General features: G+C 68.5%; 19 protein-coding genes. 12 read left to right on the top strand and 7 right to left on the bottom strand.

What is annotated here, in order from left to right; all coding sequences use genetic code 11:
• Positions 1-32 precede the first annotated feature (32 nt).
• The 3 genes from ybgF to tolB form a co-directional block, all read right to left on the bottom strand.
• Positions 33-803, bottom strand: a complete 771-nt coding sequence (gene ybgF, locus ACE3QP_RS04885) for a tol-pal system protein YbgF (protein ID WP_374434033.1) — start codon at positions 801-803, stop codon at positions 33-35.
• Entirely contained in the window at positions 803-1327 is a 525-nt protein-coding gene (pal, locus tag ACE3QP_RS04880; RefSeq protein WP_374434031.1) for a peptidoglycan-associated lipoprotein Pal, read from the bottom strand. Before pal ends, ybgF begins: the two co-directional genes overlap by 1 nt.
• Positions 1328-1483: 156 nt before the next feature.
• Entirely contained in the window at positions 1484-2761 is a 1278-nt protein-coding gene (tolB, locus tag ACE3QP_RS04875) for a Tol-Pal system beta propeller repeat protein TolB (protein ID WP_374434029.1), read from the bottom strand.
• Positions 2762-2832: 71 nt separating this feature from the next.
• Between tolB and ACE3QP_RS04870 the strand changes: the two genes are divergently transcribed.
• Positions 2833-3414 (top strand): peroxidase-related enzyme, encoded by a 582-nt coding sequence (locus tag ACE3QP_RS04870; RefSeq protein ID WP_374434027.1) that lies wholly within the window; start codon positions 2833-2835, stop codon positions 3412-3414.
• On the opposite strand, the gene ACE3QP_RS04865 is transcribed toward ACE3QP_RS04870, so the two are convergent.
• Positions 3404-4495, bottom strand: a complete 1092-nt coding sequence (locus ACE3QP_RS04865; protein ID WP_374434026.1) for an acyltransferase family protein — start codon at positions 4493-4495, stop codon at positions 3404-3406. The two genes, ACE3QP_RS04870 and ACE3QP_RS04865, sit on opposite strands and share 11 nt — an antisense overlap.
• A 75-nt stretch (positions 4496-4570) precedes the next feature.
• Between ACE3QP_RS04865 and ACE3QP_RS04860 the strand changes: the two genes are divergently transcribed.
• The 8 genes from ACE3QP_RS04860 (at position 4571) to ACE3QP_RS04825 (ending at position 13706) form a co-directional block, all read left to right on the top strand.
• On the top strand, positions 4571-6106 hold the full coding sequence (locus tag ACE3QP_RS04860) for a radical SAM/SPASM domain-containing protein (protein ID WP_374434024.1): 1536 nt from the start codon (positions 4571-4573) through the stop codon (positions 6104-6106).
• 48 nt (positions 6107-6154) lie between these two features.
• The gene (gene mfd, locus ACE3QP_RS04855) at positions 6155-9610 is read left to right on the top strand and encodes a transcription-repair coupling factor (RefSeq protein WP_374434022.1); all 3456 of its coding nucleotides are present in this window, start codon (positions 6155-6157) and stop codon (positions 9608-9610) included.
• Positions 9607-10311 carry a phosphoserine phosphatase SerB gene (gene serB, locus ACE3QP_RS04850; protein WP_374434020.1) on the top strand — a complete coding sequence of 235 codons (705 nt, stop codon included), beginning with the start codon at positions 9607-9609 and terminating at the stop codon, positions 10309-10311. The genes mfd and serB overlap by 4 nt, the downstream gene beginning before the upstream one ends.
• On the top strand, positions 10308-10826 hold the full coding sequence (locus ACE3QP_RS04845) for a substrate-binding periplasmic protein (protein WP_374434018.1): 519 nt from the start codon (positions 10308-10310) through the stop codon (positions 10824-10826). Before serB ends, ACE3QP_RS04845 begins: the two co-directional genes overlap by 4 nt.
• Positions 10827-10841: 15 nt before the next feature.
• The gene (locus ACE3QP_RS04840; RefSeq protein ID WP_374434016.1) at positions 10842-11033 is read left to right on the top strand and encodes a hypothetical protein; all 192 of its coding nucleotides are present in this window, start codon (positions 10842-10844) and stop codon (positions 11031-11033) included.
• A gap of 90 nt (positions 11034-11123) precedes the next feature.
• The gene (locus ACE3QP_RS04835; protein WP_374434014.1) at positions 11124-12191 is read left to right on the top strand and encodes a sensor histidine kinase; all 1068 of its coding nucleotides are present in this window, start codon (positions 11124-11126) and stop codon (positions 12189-12191) included.
• Positions 12192-12195: 4 nt separating this feature from the next.
• The gene (locus ACE3QP_RS04830; RefSeq protein WP_374434011.1) at positions 12196-12975 is read left to right on the top strand and encodes a LytR/AlgR family response regulator transcription factor; all 780 of its coding nucleotides are present in this window, start codon (positions 12196-12198) and stop codon (positions 12973-12975) included.
• The gene (locus ACE3QP_RS04825) at positions 12972-13706 is read left to right on the top strand and encodes a head GIN domain-containing protein (protein ID WP_374434009.1); all 735 of its coding nucleotides are present in this window, start codon (positions 12972-12974) and stop codon (positions 13704-13706) included. The genes ACE3QP_RS04830 and ACE3QP_RS04825 overlap by 4 nt, the downstream gene beginning before the upstream one ends.
• Here the strand turns inward: ACE3QP_RS04825 and rraA are convergent, their stop codons facing one another.
• Both rraA and ACE3QP_RS04815 read right to left on the bottom strand, forming a co-directional pair.
• Entirely contained in the window at positions 13707-14207 is a 501-nt protein-coding gene (rraA, locus tag ACE3QP_RS04820) for a ribonuclease E activity regulator RraA (protein WP_374434007.1), read from the bottom strand.
• Positions 14204-14620 carry a YbaN family protein gene (locus ACE3QP_RS04815; protein ID WP_374434006.1) on the bottom strand — a complete coding sequence of 139 codons (417 nt, stop codon included), beginning with the start codon at positions 14618-14620 and terminating at the stop codon, positions 14204-14206. Before ACE3QP_RS04815 ends, rraA begins: the two co-directional genes overlap by 4 nt.
• 78 nt (positions 14621-14698) lie before the next feature.
• Here ACE3QP_RS04815 and ACE3QP_RS04810 point away from each other — a divergent pair, with 78 nt between their 5' ends.
• The 3 genes from ACE3QP_RS04810 to ACE3QP_RS04800 are packed head-to-tail and all read left to right on the top strand — an operon-like array spanning position 14699 to position 17361.
• Positions 14699-15418, top strand: a complete 720-nt coding sequence (locus tag ACE3QP_RS04810) for a substrate-binding periplasmic protein (protein ID WP_374434004.1) — start codon at positions 14699-14701, stop codon at positions 15416-15418.
• Positions 15408-16172 (top strand): substrate-binding periplasmic protein, encoded by a 765-nt coding sequence (locus ACE3QP_RS04805; RefSeq protein ID WP_374434002.1) that lies wholly within the window; start codon positions 15408-15410, stop codon positions 16170-16172. The genes ACE3QP_RS04810 and ACE3QP_RS04805 overlap by 11 nt, the downstream gene beginning before the upstream one ends.
• Before the next feature lie 34 nt (positions 16173-16206).
• Positions 16207-17361 (top strand): L-lactate dehydrogenase, encoded by a 1155-nt coding sequence (locus ACE3QP_RS04800; protein WP_374434000.1) that lies wholly within the window; start codon positions 16207-16209, stop codon positions 17359-17361.
• A gap of 14 nt (positions 17362-17375) precedes the next feature.
• Here the strand turns inward: ACE3QP_RS04800 and ACE3QP_RS04795 are convergent, their stop codons facing one another.
• The gene (locus ACE3QP_RS04795) at positions 17376-18026 is read right to left on the bottom strand and encodes a PEP-CTERM sorting domain-containing protein (RefSeq protein ID WP_374433998.1); all 651 of its coding nucleotides are present in this window, start codon (positions 18024-18026) and stop codon (positions 17376-17378) included.
• Between the last annotated feature and the right edge of the window lie 24 nt (positions 18027-18050).

Genomic DNA, 18050 nt, shown 5'->3' with positions numbered 1-18050 from the left:
GGCGGGCCAGGTGGGGATCAGGCCGCGAGGCCTCACTTCAAGCTGGCGCGGCGCTCTTTCGCGGCCTGGGCAGCCTCGCTGCCTGGGTGCGCCTTGATGAGCTCGTCCAGGGTCTTGCGCGCCGACTTGCTGTCCTTGAGCTCGATCTGGCAATTGGCCAGGGCCAGCAGGGCCTCAGGCACGCGCGGGTGCTGAGGGTTGAGCTTCAGGAACTCGCGGAAGGTGGCAATGGCCGGCGCGTAGGCACGCTGACCGTACTGAGCATTGCCCAGCCAAAAGCGCACCACCGCGCCATAGCCGCTGGCCGAGAAGCGCTTGAGGAAGCTCTCGTAGGCGCTTGCGGCCTGGGCGAACTCGCCGCGGCGCAGCAGGCCCATTGCGGCCTCGTACTGGCGCTGCTCCTCGGGTTCGACCTTGAACTCCTGGCCATCCAGCGCGACCTTCTGCGGCTCGAACTGCTTGATGCGGGCATCAAAGCCCTGCAGCTGGTCGCTCAGGCGACGTTGGGTGTCCGCCAGATCGCGCGTGAGCTGCTCGTTGGCGCCGCGCAGGCGGGCCATCTCGGCGCGCAGCGCCTCGTTCTGGTTGGAAATCTCGAGCAGGCTGCGACGCAGGGTCTGCAGCTGATCCTGCACGTCCTGGCTGGAGGCCAGGCGCTTTTGCGCCTCCTCCAGCGCAGTGACCTTGGCGCGCAATTCCAGGATGGCCTTGCGCGCCTCATCGTCGGAGAACAGCGCGGCCTGCGCCGGCAGTGCGCCGGCCAGGGCCAGAACCGCACAGAGCTGACGCAGGCGCTGTTGCATCACTTGTCCTTGACTTCGACGCGACGGTTCTTGGCCCACACGGCTTCGCCGGTGCCCTGAACGGCCGGGCGCTCCTTGCCGAAGCTGACCGGCTCGGCCTGGCCGGCGGCCACGCCCAGCAGGCCCAGCTGCTGGCTCACGGCCTCGGCACGCTTCTGGCCCAGGGCCAAGTTGTACTCGCGGCTGCCGCGCTCGTCGGCATGGCCTTCCAGGCTGACCTTCTGGGTCTTGATCAGGTTCAGGCGCTTGGCGTGGGCCTCGACGGTGGGGCGGAACTCGTCCTTCACCACATAGCTGTCGAAGTCGAAGTAGATGACGCGCTTGTCCGCCACGGCAGCCAGCTGCTCGGCGGCCAGGTCGACGGTCTTGACGGCCGATTCCGGGGCCTTCGGCTGGGTCGGCTGGGCCGGGGTGGGCTGACGGGTTTCGACCGGAGCCTTCGGGGTCTCTTCCAGCTTGGTGGTGCTGCAACCGGCGAGGACAGCGGCGGCCACGGCGGCCAGGGCAAAGCGGGACATCGTCATGTCGAACTCTCGAATGAATGAGGCCGGCGGACCGGCGTGGGTAGGACGGAAAACCCGTTATTGTCGCGGATTCCTGGCCGGTTTAGCTTGGCGTCAGGATTCATGCCCCTGCCGATTCCGGCACAGATTTGGCAATGCGGCATGTCCCAGCGGCATTCAGCGCCCGAACGGCCCCCAAGCGGGCTCACGCACATCGGCACTGGTGATGATGAGCTTGGCCTTGACCTTGCCATCCAAGGTCGAAGTCATCAGCACGTCGCGGCCCTGCGAGCGGGTGGCGTAGACGAGCAGCTTGCCATTGGGCGCGAAGCTGGGCGATTCGTCGTCCGCCGTGTCGCTGATGACGCGGGTGCCGCCGCCATTGGCCAGATCCATCACGCAGACGCGAAAGGCACCGTCCTGGCGCGCCACATAGGCCAGAGTGCGGCCGTCCGGGCTGATGGCCGGGCTGACGTTGTAAGGGCCATTGAAGCTGACACGTTCGGCCGAGCCACCCTCCGCCGGCATGCGGTAGATCTGCGGGCCGCCCCCCCGGTCGCTGACGAAATACAGCGTGCGGCCGTCGGGAGTGAACACCGGTTCGGTGTCGATGGCCAGGTTCTTGGCTAGGCGCTGTAGGCCGGAACCATCGCGGTTGATCATGAACAGCTGGGTGCCGCCGTCGCGCGAGAGCGAGAGCGCGAGGCGCTGGCCGTCGGGCGAGAAGGTCGGGGCACTGTTGGTGCCGCGGAAGTCCGCCAAGGTACGGCGCTGGCCGGTGGCCAGGTCCTGCAGATAGACCACCGCCTTGCCGGTGTGGAAGCTCACATAGGCGATGGTGTGGCCATCGGGCGCCCAGGCCGGCGAGATCAGCGGCTCGGGGCTGGTCACCGCCACCTGACCGCCCTCGCCGTCGGCGTCGGCAATGCGCAGCGCGTACTGGCGGCCGGCCTTGGTCACATAGGCCAGACGGGTGGCGAACACGCCGCGCTCCCCGGTCAGCTTCAGGTAAATGGCATCGGCCATGCGGTGCGCTGCCAGGCGCAGATCGTCCTGCATCACCAACTGGCTCTCGCCGCCAAGATCCTTGCCCGAGACCACGTCCCAGAGCCGGAAACGCACATCAAAGCGGCCATCCGCCAGCCGGGTGATGGAGCCGCCCACCAGCGCGTCGGCGGCCTTGGTGCGCCACTCGGTGAAGGCGGGGCTGCTCAGTTCGGTGATGGGCGCGAGGCCGGCGTCGATCAGCTTGAACTGGCCACTGCGCTCCAGATCGGCGCGCACGATGGTGGCCACGCCGGTGCGGGATTCGTCGCGAAACTCGCCGATGGCGATCGGCAGCTGGGTGGCACCCACGCCGGAGATCTCGACTCGGAACTGCGCCCAGGCGGGCAGACAGCTGGCGCCCAGGGCGGCAAACAGGTGGCGACGGTTGAGGCGGGGGTTCAGGCTCATGCGCGGTACAGCTTGGGAAGGCGGGCGCGATTGTGACCCCGACCACAATCCCGGCCGAAAGGACGCACGCCATGACCGCCATCTGCCGCTATCCCGTGCCCGCCGTGGCCGAACTGCCCGAGGACCTGCGCACCCGCATCCTGGAGGTGCAGGAGAAGACCGGCTTCGTGCCCAACGTCTTCCTGGCGCTGGCGCGTCGGCCGGACGAGCTGCGTGCCTTTCTGGCCTACCACGACGCCCTGCTGCTGCGGGAAGGGGGCCTGAGCAAGGCCGAGAAGGAAATGATCATCGTGGCCACCAGCGGCGCCAACCGCTGCCTGTACTGCGTGGTGGCGCATGGCGCCATCCTGCGCATTTACGCCAAGGCGCCGCTGCTGGCGGACCAGCTCGCCACCAATCCGTTGAAGGCCGAGGTGACGCCTCGCCAGGCCGCCATGCTGGCCTTTGCCATGAAGGTCTGCCTGGACGCGCAGTCCATCGGCGAGACCGACTACGCCGCCCTGCACGCCGCCGGCTTCGACGACGAGGACGCCTGGGACATCACCAGCATCGTCGGCCTCTTCGGCATGAGCAACCGGATCGCGAACACCATTTCGCTGATGCCGAACGCAGAGTTCTACGTGATGGGGCGGTTGCCCAAGGTCAAGGGCTGAGGGGCACCACGCCTGCGCCAGGAGCCACTGGCACAGGCACCGCAACGCGTCGCGCCCGGGGCTTGAAGCGCTGCAGCGGCCGCTCAACGCCATACCAAGACGCAGCCGCCAGGGACACGGTCACCAAGATCGTCAGCCCCAACAGCGGCCACCACCCCAGATGGTCCCGGAACGCCCAGATCAACAGCTGTTGAACCAGGAAGGCGTACAGGTAAATGCCGTAGGAGAAATCACCGACGCGGTCCATGTCCCGCAGCCCGAGCCAACTGCGGGTGGCAAACATCAAGGTCGCGACGGGCACCACCAGGAGCATGCTCAGAACCGGCCGGCCGAGCCACCAAGATCCGCCGCCCAGCACCAGCGTCGCCAGCAGCACCCAATGCATGCGAGGCGCCAGCTCAGTCCAGTACAAGCGCACCGAGACGCCCATCAAGAAGGCAATACCAAACTCGACGAAATACAGCTCTTCAATCTTCGGGCTGACCCACTGGGTGAAAAGCTCACCGCGCAATTGAACCCCCGCGTGCAAGAGGGCCAGCCCCAAGGTGATCGCCAGCACCAGGGCCCGTCGGTTCAACAGGCCCATCGCCCCGACCACCGCGAGGATCGCGTAGCAGCGCAGCTCCAGCGGAATGGTCCACAACGAGCCGTTGATCGCCGTCGGAAGCGCGTTGCCCTCAAATCGCAGTGGCAACTCGCCACGCAAGCGAAAGACCAGGTTGTTCAAGTATTCGGTGAACCGGTGGTCATAAAAATACGCACGCAGGCTCAAATCACTCAGGGCTGGCCCGAGCACCAAGGCGCTCAACAGGATCGCGACGGCAAAAGCCGGCCAGATGCGCAGCAGGCGCCGAAGCGCAAACCGCCCCATGTGGGGATCCGACTGCCAGCTCTGGGTCACCAGGAAGCCGCTGACCGTAAAAAAGATCAACACGCCCAACCCACCCCAGCTGTGCACGCCCAAGACGCCGCTTTCAGGGATGCCAGACAGAGCATGCTGATGCGACCAAAGAACGAGCAAGGCCGCGGCCGTGCGCAAAAAGGTGAAGTGGTTGGTGCTACCAATGCCCTTGTTAGTCAAGAATCGCCGCCCCTCAAGCTGATTGGGGATAGCAACCCATCCCGAATGGGCGCGGATTGTCGATGGGAGACACACATGCAGAAACTGGACCTTGCCGATCTTTCGCCCCCGCTGGGGCTAGGGCAATTGAAGGTCCTCATCGATGTGTCCAACAAGTGCAACTTGCGCTGCACGATGTGCCACTTCAGTTTTGATGAATTTTTCTACCGCCCGGCGGAGCACCTGAATCCGGAGCAATTCGACCGGATTGCCGCGCAAATTTTCCCCTTCGCGCACACGGTGGTGCTCTCGGCGGGTAGCGAGCCCACGGTCTCACCTCATTTCCAAGAAATCCTGGATCGAGCCTCCCAATGGCCGCTGAAGGAACTGAAGTTCCTGACCAACGGCATCAAGCTCACAACGGACTTGTGTGCCGCCATCCTGCGATCGAAGGTCACCCAGATCGATGTATCGATCGATGGCGCTCGCGCGCAGACCTACGAACGCATTCGGCGCGGCGCCAGCTTCGAGCGCTTGACCACCAATCTCGCGCGTCTGCGCGACATGAAGGCTGCACTGGGTCGAAGCACGCCCCTGGTGCAATTCAATGTGACCTTGATGCGAGACAACCTGGAAGAGCTCGACGAGTTTGTCGACTTGGCGGAGGCGCTTGGTGTCGCGCGCATTGGGTGTCGACTGCTCATGCCCTATGCCGGCCTCGACATGGAAGCGCAATCGCTGGTGCACATGCCGCATGAGGCGAACCAGCATTTCGAACGCTTCATGCGACGCGTGGAACGCTCTCCCTCCGTCCAATTGATCACGTTTCCGGATTTTTTCCCGGGAGATCAAACCAGCCCGCCCATTCCGTCCCACCCATCGAGAAGTGAACTCGGTCGGTCGCCGCGCACACGGTGTTGGGCTTGGACGCGCTGGACCCGCTTGCCGCTTCTCCGCCACCTGGAACCACAGCCCATCGGCTGCGTTGACTTGCCTGCCGCGCAATGCGCTGAGGTGCGCGGGGCGCTAGATGTTGCGGGGTGGGCGCTGGCGCGTGACGGCATCGACGCTGTCACGGTTCGTTTGTCTACAGCGGCAGGAACCAGCCTGCAAAAGGTGGCCAAACGCATCCACGGCTCGCGGCCAGACGTCGCCCTGGCCCGCCCGGGCTACCCGCAGTCTTCACGCGCGGGCTGGATTTGCCGGTTCGAATCCGCCGAACTGCAGGCAGCCCAATTGCATGGCGCCGTGTGCCTGGAAGTCCTGGCGAAGACCGCGGGAGGCGCAATCGGCTGCATCGGTAGCCGTGAACTCCAGCTTGCGCCCGACTCTCCGAGCGTCGGCGCAGAGACCGCCTTCTGCCGCAAACCGTTCAACAGCGTCTACGTCAACAGCACGGGCGACGTGTTTCCGTATCCGGATTGCCGCATCCAGGAAATCGGCAACTTGTTAGCAGGAGACAGCTTTCCCAGACTGTGGGCCGGACCTACGCTGCGCAATTTGCGGCAAGCAATTCTCTCGAACCAGCCGCCGAGCATGTGCCGCACCTGCCCCAACTTCATCAATCGCGCCCCTGGCGATTCAAGCTTTCATCGGGAACGAAGCGTGGTGAGAGTTGTCCAAGCCCTTTGAGACAATTCGCCCGCCCCGTCCTGGGGCTTCGTTGTTTGTGCTGTCCCGATGACCCTTCTCCCCTCGATTGCCCTGGGCAAACGCCACCAGGCGCCCCGGCCCCTTGGCGCTGCTGACGCGCTGCTGCTGGCGCGCTTTTGTCAGAGCCAGGTGGAGCGCGTCACGGCCATCGTGTGTGCGGACCCTGGCGACACCCAGCGCCTGGAAGCCGAACTGCCTTTCTTCGCGCCGGGCCTGCGCGTGGCCGTGTTCCCGGACTGGGAAACCCTGCCCTGGGACCGCTTCAGTCCGCACCATGACCTGATCTCCGAGCGCCTGGCCACGCTCTGGCAGCTGCTGCAGTCGCAGGGCAAGCCGGCCAGCCAGCGCGAGATCGACGTCGTGCTGCTGCCGGCCACGACGGCGCTGACCCGCCTGGCCCCGCCCAGCTTCCTGGCCGGCACGACCTTCCAGTTCAAGAAGGGCCAGGCCCTGGACGAGGCGGCCTTGCGCGCCCAACTGCTGCTGGCCGGCTACCAGCATGTCAGCCAGGTGGTGAGCCCCGGCGAGTACGCGGTGCGCGGCAGTCTGATCGATCTGTTCCCGATGGGCTCGGCCGTGCCCTACCGGGTCGACCTGTTCGGCGATGAGATCGACTCGATCCGTGTGTTCGACCCCGACAGCCAGCGCAGCCTCTACCCCGTGCCCGAGGTGCGCCTGCTGCCCGGCCGCGAGTTCCCGATGACCGAGGCCTCGCGCCAGCTGTTCCGCAGCCGCTGGCGCGAAGCGATGGACGGCGACCCGAGCAAGGCGCGGCTCTACAAGGACATGGGCGAAGGCCTGGCTGGCGCCGGCATCGAGTACTACCTGCCGCTGTTCTTCGAGCAGACCGCGACCTTCTTCGACTACCTCGGCAATCAGGCCGCCGTGGCCCTGCTGGGCAGCGTGGACGAAGCGCTGCAGCGCTTCTGGCAGGACACGCGCGAGCGCCACAAGCTGCTCGCCACCGACCCCGAACGCCCGATCCTGCCGCCGGAAGCCATCTTCCTGCGCCCCGAGGAGCTGTTCGCCTGCACCCACCCGCTGGCGGTGCTGACGCTGAACCAGCGCGAGGCGGTGGACTTCGCGCGCCCCCTGCCGGACCTGAGCATCGAGCGCGGCGCCCAGGAGCCGCTGGCCAAGCTGGGCCGGCACCTGGACAGCACCCCGCACAAGGTGCTGTTGCTGGCCGAGAGCGAAGGCCGGCGCGAAAGCCTGCTGGACCTGCTGCGCGAGCACAAGCTCGACGCGCCTTCGTTCAAGACCCTGCAGGAGTTTGACGACTCGGGCGAGAAGTTCGCACTGCTGGCCGCGCCCCTGTCCGAAGGCTTCTTCTGGATCGAGGGCGAGCGGCAGCTACAGCTGCTGACCGAGACCGAGCTCTTCGCCACCGCGCCGGCCGCACGCCGCCGGCGCCGCCAGGAGCAGGTCAGCAACGTCGACGCGCTGATCAAGGACCTCAGCGAGCTCAAGATCGGCGACCCGGTGGTGCATGTCAGCCATGGCATCGGCCGCTACCAGGGTCTCAAGCACATGGACCTGGGGCAGGGCAACTCGGAGTTCCTGCACCTCGTGTATGCGGACGACGCCGTGCTCTACGTGCCGGTGGCACAGCTGCACCTGATCCAGCGCTACACGGGGGTGAGCGCCGAGGAAGCCCCACTCCATCGACTGGGTTCGGGGCAATGGGAAAAGGCCAAGCGCAAGGCCGCCGAGCAGGTGCGCGACACCGCCGCCGAGCTGCTGAACCTGTACGCCCGCCGCGCCGCCCGCGAGGGCCACGCCTTCCGCTACAGCCCGCACGACTACGAGGCCTTCGCCGCCAGCTTCGGCTTCGAGGAGACGCCGGACCAGCGCGCCGCCATCCACGCCGTGGTGCAGGACCTGATCAGCCCACGGCCGATGGACCGGCTGGTGTGCGGCGACGTGGGTTTCGGCAAGACCGAGGTCGCGCTGCGTGCCGCCTTCGTGGCCGTGATGGGCGGCAAGCAGGTGGCCGTGCTGGCGCCCACCACCCTGCTGGCCGAGCAGCACGCCCAGAACATCAGCGACCGCTTCAGCCAGTGGCCGGTGAAGGTGGCCGAGATGAGCCGCTTCCGCACCACCAAGGAGATCAAGGCTGCGCAGCAGGGGCTGGAGGACGGCAGCATCGACATCGTCGTCGGCACTCACAAGCTGCTCAGCCCCGACACCAAGTTCAAGCGCCTGGGCCTGGTCATCATTGACGAGGAACACCGCTTCGGCGTGCGCCACAAGGAGGCCATGAAGGCCCTGCGCGCGGAAGTGGACGTGCTGACGCTCACCGCCACGCCCATTCCGCGCACGCTCGGCATGGCGATGGAGGGCCTGCGCGACCTCTCCGTCATCGCCACCGCGCCGCAGCGCCGTCTGGCCATCAAGACCTTCGTGCGCAACGAGGGCAAGGGCGTGATCCGCGAGGCCGTGCTGCGCGAACTCAAGCGCGGCGGCCAGGTCTACTTCCTGCACAACGAGGTCGAGACGATCGAGAACCGCCGCCAGGCGCTGGAAGAGCTGATTCCCGAGGCACGCATCGCCGTGGCGCACGGCCAGATGCCCGAGCGCGAGCTGGAAAAGGTGATGCGCGACTTCGTGGCCCAGCGCCACAACCTGCTGCTGTGCTCGACCATCATCGAGACCGGCATCGACGTGCCTTCGGCCAACACCATCGTCATCAGCCGCGCCGACAAGTTCGGTCTGGCCCAGCTGCACCAGCTGCGCGGCCGCGTGGGCCGCAGCCACCACCAAGCCTATGCCTACCTGATGGTGCCGGACCTGGAGGGCCTGACCAAACAGGCCGCCCAGCGCCTGGAGGCCATCCAGGCCATGGAGGAGCTGGGCAGCGGCTTCTACCTGGCCATGCACGACCTGGAGATCCGCGGCGCTGGCGAGGTGCTGGGCGAAAAACAGAGCGGCAACATGATGGAGGTGGGCTACCAGCTCTACCACGACATGCTGGCCGAGGCGGTGCGTGCCCTCAAGAGCGGCAAGGAGCCGGACCTGGCCAACCCGCTGGCCGCCGTCACCGAGATCAACCTGTTCGCCCCCGCCCTGCTGCCCGACGCCTACTGCGGCGACGTGCAGACGCGCCTGTCGCTCTACAAGCGCCTGGCCAGCGCCAGCAAGGCCGAGCACATCGACGCGCTGCTGGAGGAGATCACCGACCGCTTCGGCACCCTGCCGCCGCAGGGCCAGACGCTCTTTGACACGCACCGCCTGCGCGTGCTGGCGCAAGCCCACGGCGTGACGCGCATCGACGCCGCACCGGGCGTCATCAATGTGCTGTTCAAGCCCAACCCGCCGATCGAGGCGATCAAGGTGATTCAGCTGGTGCAGAAGAACCCGTCCATCAAGCTGGTCGGCAACGACAAGCTGCGCATCGACAAATCCCTCTCCGACCCGGCCGATCGTGCGCACTGTGTGCGCGAGGTCCTCCGCCTGATCGGCCCACCGAAAGCCACCGCATGACCGAGATCGCCCCCGGCCTGATCCTGCGCGGCCCCCGCCCGCGCCTGGCCGATTTCCGCTTCGCCGCCTTCGACATGGACTCGACGCTGATCGCGATCGAGTGCATTGACGAGATCGCCGCCCTGGCGGGGGTGGGCGAACAGGTGGCCGCCATCACCGAAGCGGCGATGCGCGGCGAGATCACCGACTTCCGTGAATCCCTGCGCCGCCGGCTGGCCCTGCTGGCCGGCCAGCCCGAGAGCCTGCTGGAGCGCGTGCTGCAGGAGCGCCTGCGCTTCAACCCGGGCGCACGCGAGCTGTGCGCGGCGCTGAAGGCGGCCGGGCTGAAGCTGGGCCTGGTGTCGGGCGGCTTCACCCACTTCACGCGCTTCGTCGCAGCCGAATTGGGCATGGATTTCGTGCGCGCCAACGAACTCGAGGTCGTGGACGGCCGGCTCACCGGCCGGGTGCGCCGGCAGGCCTGGGGCGATGTGGTGGACGGCGAGCAGAAGCGCCTGTTCCTGCTCGAACACTGCGAGCGCCTGGGCTGCAGCCAGCAGCAGGCCATGGCCGTGGGCGACGGCGCCAACGACCTGCCGATGATGGGTGCGGCCGGGCTCTCGGTGGCCTTCCATGCCAAGCCCCGGGTGCGTGAGCAGGCCCGCGTGTCGATCGAAAGCGGCGGGCTGGAGCGCCTGCTGGAGGCACTGGACGCCGGATGACCCGCCTGCGCGCCCTCCTGCTCGCCAGCTGCCTGTGCGCCACTGCGCAGGCGCAGGAGATCGTGTTCGTCGCTCCGACGAACCACACTGAGCCCATCGCGTACTTCGGCCCAGGCGGGCTGCTGGAGAGCGGCATCCTCAAGGACATCGGCGACCGCCTGGCCGAGCGCCTGCAGCGCAAGGCGCGCTACCTTCCGGTGCCGAGCCGGCGCGTGTCCGAAACCCTGCGCAAGGGCGAGGCCGACCTGGTTTGCTATGTGCTGCCGGGCTGGCTGGAGGGCGAATACCGCTGGAGCGTGCCGGTGCTGCCCAATGCCGAGGTGGTGGCCGCGCGGCCCGAGGCGCCCGACATCGAGCGCCTGGAGGACTTGCAGGGCCGGCAGGTCGGCACCGTGATCGGCTACCGCTACACGCACCTGCTGGCCGATCCCAGGCAGCCCCTGCCCTTCGTCCGTCAGGACGCGCTGAACACCCGCTCCAACCTCGACAAGCTGGCCGCCGGCCGCATGGGCTAAGCCATCAGCGAGGAGTTGACGCTGCGCGACTACGTGCGGCGCTACCCCAAGAGCCGCCTGCGCGTGGTGATGACGGTGGCGCGCTACACCGCGCAGTGCGCCCAGTCGCTGCAGTCGCGGCTGGATTTCGAGGGCATCAACCAGCAGCTGGCGGCGATGGTGCAGGAGGGCGAGATCCGCCGCATCCTGGCCCGCTACGGCAGCTGAGAACCCGCCGCGCCGCAGTTCTCAACCCTGGCCCCGCAGTTCATCGCCGGGCGCCGGCCCTCCGGCCCGCGCCTGCCTAGGATGCCGCCCATGTCCACTGCCCTGCCCTCCGCCACACGCCGCACCGCCCTGGCCTATGCCGGGCTGGGCCTGCTGTGCTGGGCGCTGTATGCGATTGCCGCCACCGACTGGCAGTACGGCAGCCGCAGCGTCTGGGAGGGCCTGTACGACGCCACCTGGAACCTCGGCCCCATCCTCGCCCTGGGGCCGGCCGTGCTGCCCTGGACGCGCCGGCTGCAGGCCGTCAGCCCGTGGCGCCGCTTGGCCGGCCATGCGCTGGGCGCCGCCGCCTTTGGCCTGAGCTGGCAGCTGCTGGACGCCGGCGCCGCCGCCCTGCTCTTCAGTGCCGACCACGCCCACGCCCGGCTGGAGCAGGGCCTGGTATGGCGCAGTGCCGGCGGAGCCGTGGCCTATGGCGTGCTGGTATTCGGCTTTGGCGGCGTGCTGCATGCGCGGCGCGCCCAGGCCGCCGCGCTGCAGGCGGCACAGGCCGAGGCCGCACGCGTGCGCGCCGAGCTCTCGGCCCTGAGCGGCAAGCTCAACCCGCATTTCCTCTTCAACACCCTGAACTCGCTGCTGATGCTGGTGCGGCGCGACGCCAGCCGCGCCGAGCAGGCGCTGCTGGGCTTTTCGCGCCTGATGCGCCATGTGCTGGACAGCAAGCGCAACAACGAGGAGCGCGTCAGCCTGTCCGAGGAGCTGGACTTCGTGCGCGACTACCTGGCGCTGGAGACCCTGCGCCTGGGCGAGCGCCTGCGCGTGGACTGGCAGGTCGAGGATGCCGCGCTGGCCGAGGCGGTGCCGCCGCTGACGCTGCAGCCGCTGGTGGAGAACGCCATCCAGCACGGCATCGCCCCGCAGGTGGGCGGCGGCACGCTGAGCCTGCAGGCCCGCTGCGAAGGCGACTGGCTGCTGCTGCGCGTGGCCGACGACGGCCCCGGCTGCCCCTGGCCGCCTGCCCCCACGGCCCGCCAGGGCCTGGGCCTGGGCACCCTGCAGCGCCGCTTTGCGCTGGACTTCGAAGGCCAGGCCCGGCTGCAGGTGCAGACCGCACCGGGCCAGGGCTTTGCCGTCGAACTCCGCATTCCAAGAAGCTGAAGCCATGCTCAAAACCCTGATCGCCGAAGACGAACTGCTGGCCCGCGAGGGCCTGGTGGACTGGGTGCAGGCCCACCCGGAGCTGGAGCTGCTGGGCGCGGTGGGCGACGGCCCGGCCGCGCTGCAGGCCATCCGCAGCCAGCAGCCGGAGCTGGTGCTGATGGACATCCAGATGCCCGGCCTGACCGGCCTGCAGGTGCTGCGCACGCTCAGCCAGGAGCGCCCGGGTGCCGCACTGCCGGCCGTGATCTTCACCACCGCCTACGACGAGCACGCCCTCACCGCCTTCGAGCTGCACGCGGTGGACTATCTGCTCAAGCCCTTCTCGCGCGAGCGCTTCGACGAGGCCATCTCCCATGTGCTGCAGACCCAGACCGTGCGCCCGAGCGAGGACGAGAGCGGCGGCGGCCGCGAGCTGGCCGCGCTGGAGGCCGTGCACACCGCGAGCCCCGAGGCGCCGCTGCAGCGCCTGCTGGTGCGCGACATGGGCCGCATCGTGCCGCTGCAGGTCGAGCGCATCGAGCACCTGCGCTCGGACACCAAGTACACCGCCATCGTCACGCAGGGCCGTACCTACCTGGTGCGCCTGCCCATCAGCCACTTCGGGCAGCGCCTGGACCCGCAGCGCTTCCTGAAGGTGAACCGCAGCTGCATCGTGAACCTGGACTTCGTCGAAGCCCTGGTGCCGGACGAGAGCTCCCAGCTCGTCGTGCACCTGCGCGACGGCAACCGCTTCACCGCCAGCCGCGAGGTGTCCAAGCAACTGAGGGCCGACTCGCTATGAAACCGCTCTACCTCTCCCTCGTTTTGATGCTGCCGCTGGCGGCCTGGAGCCAAGCCCAGCCGGTGGGCAAGCTCTACACGCCCGGGCCTTTCGACAGCCTGAGCTTCAGTGGTGCCGCCCAGGTGAGCTTCCGCCAGGGCGACCGCGATGAGCTCTTCATCGAGGGCGACGAGGACGTGCAGAAGGACGTGCGCCTGCAGCTGCGCGACGGCCAGCTCAGCCTGCACACGCGCGGCACCTGGTGGTTCTGGCGCGACACCCGGCTGCGCGTACAGGTGATGGCGCGCGAGCTCAAGCGCCTGAGCGTCTCCGGCTCGGTGAACTTCCAGGCGCCCGAGCCGGTGCAGCTGCCGGAGCTGCGCGTCAGCATCTCGGGTGCCGGCCTGGTGCGCTTCGACCAGCTGCGCACCGAGGACCTGAAGTTCGGCGTCTCCGGCGCGGGCGATGGCCAGTTCGCCGGCCAGGTCCAGCGCCTCTCGCTCAGCATTTCCGGCCGCAGCGACTTCCTCGCTCAGGGCCTGCAGGTGCAGCAGGCCAAGGTCAGCATCAGCGGCCTGGGCAAGGCCAAGCTGTGGGTGGAGCAGGAGCTGGAGGTGTCGATCTCCGGCATCGGCACGGTGGACCACTGGGGCAATGCCAAGGTCAGCCGGCGCAGCTCCGGCCTGGCCACCATCAACGGGCTGGGCCCGAAGCCTGCGCCCCCGCCTGCGCCCGCCAGCCCCGCCGAGTGATCAGCCCAGCGGCGTGGGGTGCACCAGCAGCCCATCCGCATCGGCCAGCAGCCATTCGCCGGGGCGGATGGGCTGGCCTTCGATCCAGATCGCCACGTCGCGCTCACCCTGGCCCTTGCGGTCGCAGGGCATGGGCAGGTGGCCCAGGGCCCAGATGGCGATCGGCACGGCGCGCAGCTCGGCCAGGTCGCGCACCGCGCCGTGGATCCACAGCCCGGCCCAGCCGTTGCGCGCCGCCGCGGCGGCCAGGTTGCCCCCCAACAGCGCGCGGCGCAGGCTGGCCGCCCCATCCACCACCAGCACCCGGCCCTCGCCCGGCCCCTCGACGGCGGCCTTGACCTGGCTGTTGTCGTCCAGGCAGCGCACCGTGCTGATGGGCCCGGCCATGCGCTCGGCGCCGCCGTAGTTGCGCCAGCCACTGCCGGCAAATACACGCAGCACACCGCTGCTGTCGGCCTTGCGCGCATCGCAGAGGTCGCAGGTGGAAGGCAAAGGGTTCATGGGGTCGGAGCGTGTTCGGCCTGACGCGCCATCCACAGGGCTACGCACAGGCAGGTGAGGGCCGCCAGGCTGGCAGCCCACCAGGGCGCACGCCAGGCCGCCAGCGCGCAGCCCAGCGCCATCATGGTCCAGGCCAGCAACTTGGCCCGGCGCGGAATGACCCGGTGGCGGCGCCAGTCCAGCACCACCGGGCCCAGTTTCGGGTGGGCGACCAGCCAGGCCTCCCAGCGCGGGCTGCCGCGCGAAAAGCAGAAGGCCGCCAGCAGCAGAAAGGGCACACCCGGGAGCAGTGGCAGCACCAGGCCTGCCACCCCCAGCAGCAGGCAGGCCGCGCCGGCGGCCAGCCACAGCGGCCGCAGCCAAGCGGCAGCGCGCGGGCCGTTCGGCAAGGTCTCGGGCAGGGAGTCGCGCATGGCTTCATCTTCGCACCGGGCTGCTGCTGCCTCGGTCTGAGTGACACTGCGCGCCCCCGGTCACACCGCCCCGCTGCGATGCCCCGACTGCGTGTTCTGCTGGCCTGCCTGCTGCTGCCGACTTGCGCCTGGCCGCAGGGCGAACTGCGCTTCATCACCGCCACCAACCACGCCCCGCCCCTGGTGTTGTTCGAGGCGGGCGAACTCAAGGGCGGCCTGCTGGTGGAGACCGAAGACGCACTGGCGCGCCGGCTGGGCCTGCAGGCCCGCCACATCCCCCTGCCCAGCCTGCGGGTGGCGCCGGCGCTGCGCAATGGCCATGCCGATCTGCTCTGCCATAGCCGGCCGCAATGGGTGGATGGCGAGTTCCGCTGGAGCCGCCCGTTGTTCGACAACGCCGAGGTGCTGGCCGCCCGTGGCGATGCCCCGGCGCTGCACCAGCTGACCGAGTTGCGCGGCAAGCCGGTCGGCATCGTGCGCGGCTACCGCTACCCGGCGGTCGAGCGCCAGCTCGGTGATGAGGTCCTGCGGCTGGAGGCCAATGACATGCGTGCCAACCTGGACAAGCTGCTGGCCGGACGCATGCCCTATGCCTTCACCGACCGCATCACCCTGCGCGAGTGGCAGCGCCGCCACCCGGCCGCCGGGCTGCGCGAGGAACTGGTGCTCGAAAACTACCGGAGCGCCTGCGCGCTGTCGCCGCAATCCTTCCTCAGCCTGCAGGAGGTCGACGCTGCGCTGGAGGCGATGCAGCGCAGTGGGGAGCTGCGCGCTATCCTGCGCCGGCATGGTCAGTGAGCCCCTGGCCGCCCGAGGACCTCGACGCGTGCGCCTCTGCCGAACCCCGACGCTTTTCCTGCTGCTGAGCCTGCTGTGGCTGCCGCTGTGGGCGCAGGAGATCGTCTATGTCACGGCCACCAACCACACCGAGCCGCTGTCACGCTTCGAGCGTGGCCAGCTCACCGGCGGGATCATCAAGGACCTGGGCGATGCGTTGGCAAGGCGCATGGGCCTGCGCCCGCGCTACCTGCTGATGCCCAGCAAGCGCGCCCCGATGGCCCTGCGCCAGGGCGAGGGCGATCTGCTCTGCTACACGCGGCCGCAGTGGATCGGCCCGGACTTTCGCTTCACCCTGCCGCTGATTCCGAACGCCGAGGTGGTGGCCGCGCGGCCGGAGGCGCCGCGCCTGCGCACCCTGGCCGACCTGGCCGACCGCCCCGTGGGCACGGTGCTGGGCTACCGCTATGCCGAGGCCGAGGCCGCGCTGGGCGAGCGCCTGCGCCGCCAGGACGCGCCCGACATGCAGGCCAATCTGCGCAAGCTGGTGGCCCGGCGCATGGACTACGCCATCACCGACCGCCTGGTGCTGCGCGAGCACCAGCGCCGCCGGCCCGAGGACGGCCTGCGCGAAGACGTGGTGCTGAACGCCTACACCGCGCCCTGCGCGCTGTCCCCGCGCAGCCCGCTCAAGCTGGACGACGTGAATGCCGCGCTGGCCGAGATGGTGGCCGACGGTGAGCTGCAGCGCATCCTGGCGGCCTATGGCCGTTGATCTCTCCAAGGCCCCCCCGCCCCGCAAACCGCCCATGAGCCCTGTCATCACCTGCATCGAAGACCTGCGCCAGCTGGCGCGCCGCCGCGTGCCGCGCATGTTCTACGACTATGCCGATGCCGGCAGCTGGACCGAGAGCACCTACCGCGCCAACGAGGCCGAGCTGGCCGCCATCAAGCTGCGCCAGCGTGTGGCGGTGGACCTGACGCAGCGCAGCACCGCCGCCCAGATGATCGGAACGCCTGTAGCGATGCCGGTGGCGCTGGCGCCCACGGGCCTGACGGGCATGCAGCACGCCGACGGCGAGATGCTGGCCGCACGCGCCGCCGAGGCCTTCGGCGTGCCCTTCACGCTCTCCACCATGAGCATTTGTTCGATCGAGGACGTGCGCTCGGTCACCACGCAGCCCTTCTGGTTCCAGCTCTACGTGATGAAGGACCGCGCCTTCATCGAAGCCCTGATCGACCGCGCCAAGGCCGCCCGCTGCGGCGCCCTGGTGCTGACGCTGGATCTGCAGATCCTCGGCCAGCGCCACAAGGACCTGAAGAACGGCCTGAGCTCACCGCCCAAGCCCACGTTGGCCAATCTGCTCGACCTGGCCACCAAGCCGCGCTGGTGCCTCGGCATGCTGGGCACCAAACGACGCCAGTTCGGCAACATCGTTGGCCACGCCAAGGGGGTGGATTCGCTCACCAGCCTGTCCGAGTGGACGCACGCGCAGTTCGACCCCGCGCTGAACTGGGGCGATGTGGAGTGGATCAAGAAGCGCTGGGGCGGCAAGCTGATCATCAAGGGCATCCTGGACGAGGAGGATGCCCGCCTGGCCGTAGCCAGCGGCGCGGATGCGCTGATCGTCAGCAACCACGGCGGGCGGCAGTTGGATGGCGCGGAGAGCTCGATTGCCGTGCTGCCGCGCATCGTGGCGGCCGTCGGTTCACAGATCGAGGTGCATTTCGATGGCGGCATCCGCAGCGGCCAGGACGTGCTCAAGGCCTGGGCGCTGGGCGCGCGCGGCACCTACATCGGCCGCGCCTTCCTGTACGGCCTGGGCGCGCTGGGCGAGGCCGGCGTCACCAAGTGCCTGGAGATCATCCAGAAGGAACTGGACCTGACGATGGCTTTCTGCGGCCGGCGCAAGCTCAGCGAAGTGGATGCCAGCGTGCTGGTGCCGCACACCCTGCCGCGCTGAGCCTGGCCGGGCTCTCAGCCGCGCCGGCGCCGCACGCCCAGGGCGGCGAGCCCGGCCAGGCCGAACAGGGCCGCCGAGGCGGGTTCGGGCACCGCGCGGGCCGGGTCAGCGGTGGTGATGTGCAGCTCCCAGCCATTGAAGGCCCCTGAATCGCCGCTGGTGTCGTCGCGGATGAAGAGCGACCAGGCGCCGGCCGCGTCCAGTCCGTTGAAGACCGACAGCATGGAGCCGTAAGGGCCTGCCGGCGCGGGGGCTTCGAAGGGCACCTCGACCTGCAGGTTGTTGTCACTGGGCTTGTAGGTTCCGGACACCAACTGATCCTTGTCGGGAATCGAGTCGGCCGCACCATCGTCGAACAGCAGATGGACGCCGAACACGTCGAACTGCCCCCCCACATCGCTCATCAGCATCACCTGCTGGCCCTGCGGCCCGACCAAGAGGATGTCCAGGTCATCCGGGTAGGTGTGCCACAAACCTTTGAGCTTCACATCGACATCGACGATGGTGCCGCCGCCGGCCTCGATGACCAGCGGATAGGGATTGACCAGGCCCTGCACCGGGATGCCGCCACCGCCTCCGGCGTACACGGTCAGGGCGGCGTGGCAGGCAAAGCTGCTGAGGCAAAGGCCGGTGGCGGCCAGAACTTGCTGGAGGGCTTGTTTCACAGGGATGCTCCCAAGGTTCAAGGG

This window comes from Inhella sp., assembly GCF_041912635.1.
GTDB lineage: Bacteria > Pseudomonadota > Gammaproteobacteria > Burkholderiales > Burkholderiaceae_C > Inhella.
The sequence above is the reverse complement of the archived record's forward strand: the minus strand, read 5'-3'. Positions and strand labels throughout refer to the sequence as shown.

Excerpts from the sequence above, each read along its gene's own strand:
- ybgF (WP_374434033.1), bottom strand. The coding sequence starts at position 803 with ATGCAACAGCGCCTGCGTCAGCTCTGTGCGGTTCTGGCCCTGGCCGGC.
- pal (WP_374434031.1), bottom strand. The coding sequence starts at position 1,327 with ATGACGATGTCCCGCTTTGCCCTGGCCGCCGTGGCCGCCGCTGTCCTC.
- tolB (WP_374434029.1), bottom strand. The coding sequence starts at position 2,761 with ATGAGCCTGAACCCCCGCCTCAACCGTCGCCACCTGTTTGCCGCCCTG.
- ACE3QP_RS04870 (WP_374434027.1), top strand. The coding sequence starts at position 2,833 with ATGACCGCCATCTGCCGCTATCCCGTGCCCGCCGTGGCCGAACTGCCC.
- ACE3QP_RS04860 (WP_374434024.1), top strand. The coding sequence starts at position 4,571 with ATGCAGAAACTGGACCTTGCCGATCTTTCGCCCCCGCTGGGGCTAGGG.
- mfd (WP_374434022.1), top strand. The coding sequence starts at position 6,155 with ATGACCCTTCTCCCCTCGATTGCCCTGGGCAAACGCCACCAGGCGCCC.
- serB (WP_374434020.1), top strand. The coding sequence starts at position 9,607 with ATGACCGAGATCGCCCCCGGCCTGATCCTGCGCGGCCCCCGCCCGCGC.
- ACE3QP_RS04845 (WP_374434018.1), top strand. The coding sequence starts at position 10,308 with ATGACCCGCCTGCGCGCCCTCCTGCTCGCCAGCTGCCTGTGCGCCACT.
- ACE3QP_RS04835 (WP_374434014.1), top strand. The coding sequence starts at position 11,124 with ATGTCCACTGCCCTGCCCTCCGCCACACGCCGCACCGCCCTGGCCTAT.
- ACE3QP_RS04830 (WP_374434011.1), top strand. The coding sequence starts at position 12,196 with ATGCTCAAAACCCTGATCGCCGAAGACGAACTGCTGGCCCGCGAGGGC.
- ACE3QP_RS04825 (WP_374434009.1), top strand. The coding sequence starts at position 12,972 with ATGAAACCGCTCTACCTCTCCCTCGTTTTGATGCTGCCGCTGGCGGCC.
- rraA (WP_374434007.1), bottom strand. The coding sequence starts at position 14,207 with ATGAACCCTTTGCCTTCCACCTGCGACCTCTGCGATGCGCGCAAGGCC.
- ACE3QP_RS04815 (WP_374434006.1), bottom strand. The coding sequence starts at position 14,620 with ATGCGCGACTCCCTGCCCGAGACCTTGCCGAACGGCCCGCGCGCTGCC.
- ACE3QP_RS04810 (WP_374434004.1), top strand. The coding sequence starts at position 14,699 with ATGCCCCGACTGCGTGTTCTGCTGGCCTGCCTGCTGCTGCCGACTTGC.
- ACE3QP_RS04805 (WP_374434002.1), top strand. The coding sequence starts at position 15,408 with ATGGTCAGTGAGCCCCTGGCCGCCCGAGGACCTCGACGCGTGCGCCTC.
- ACE3QP_RS04800 (WP_374434000.1), top strand. The coding sequence starts at position 16,207 with ATGAGCCCTGTCATCACCTGCATCGAAGACCTGCGCCAGCTGGCGCGC.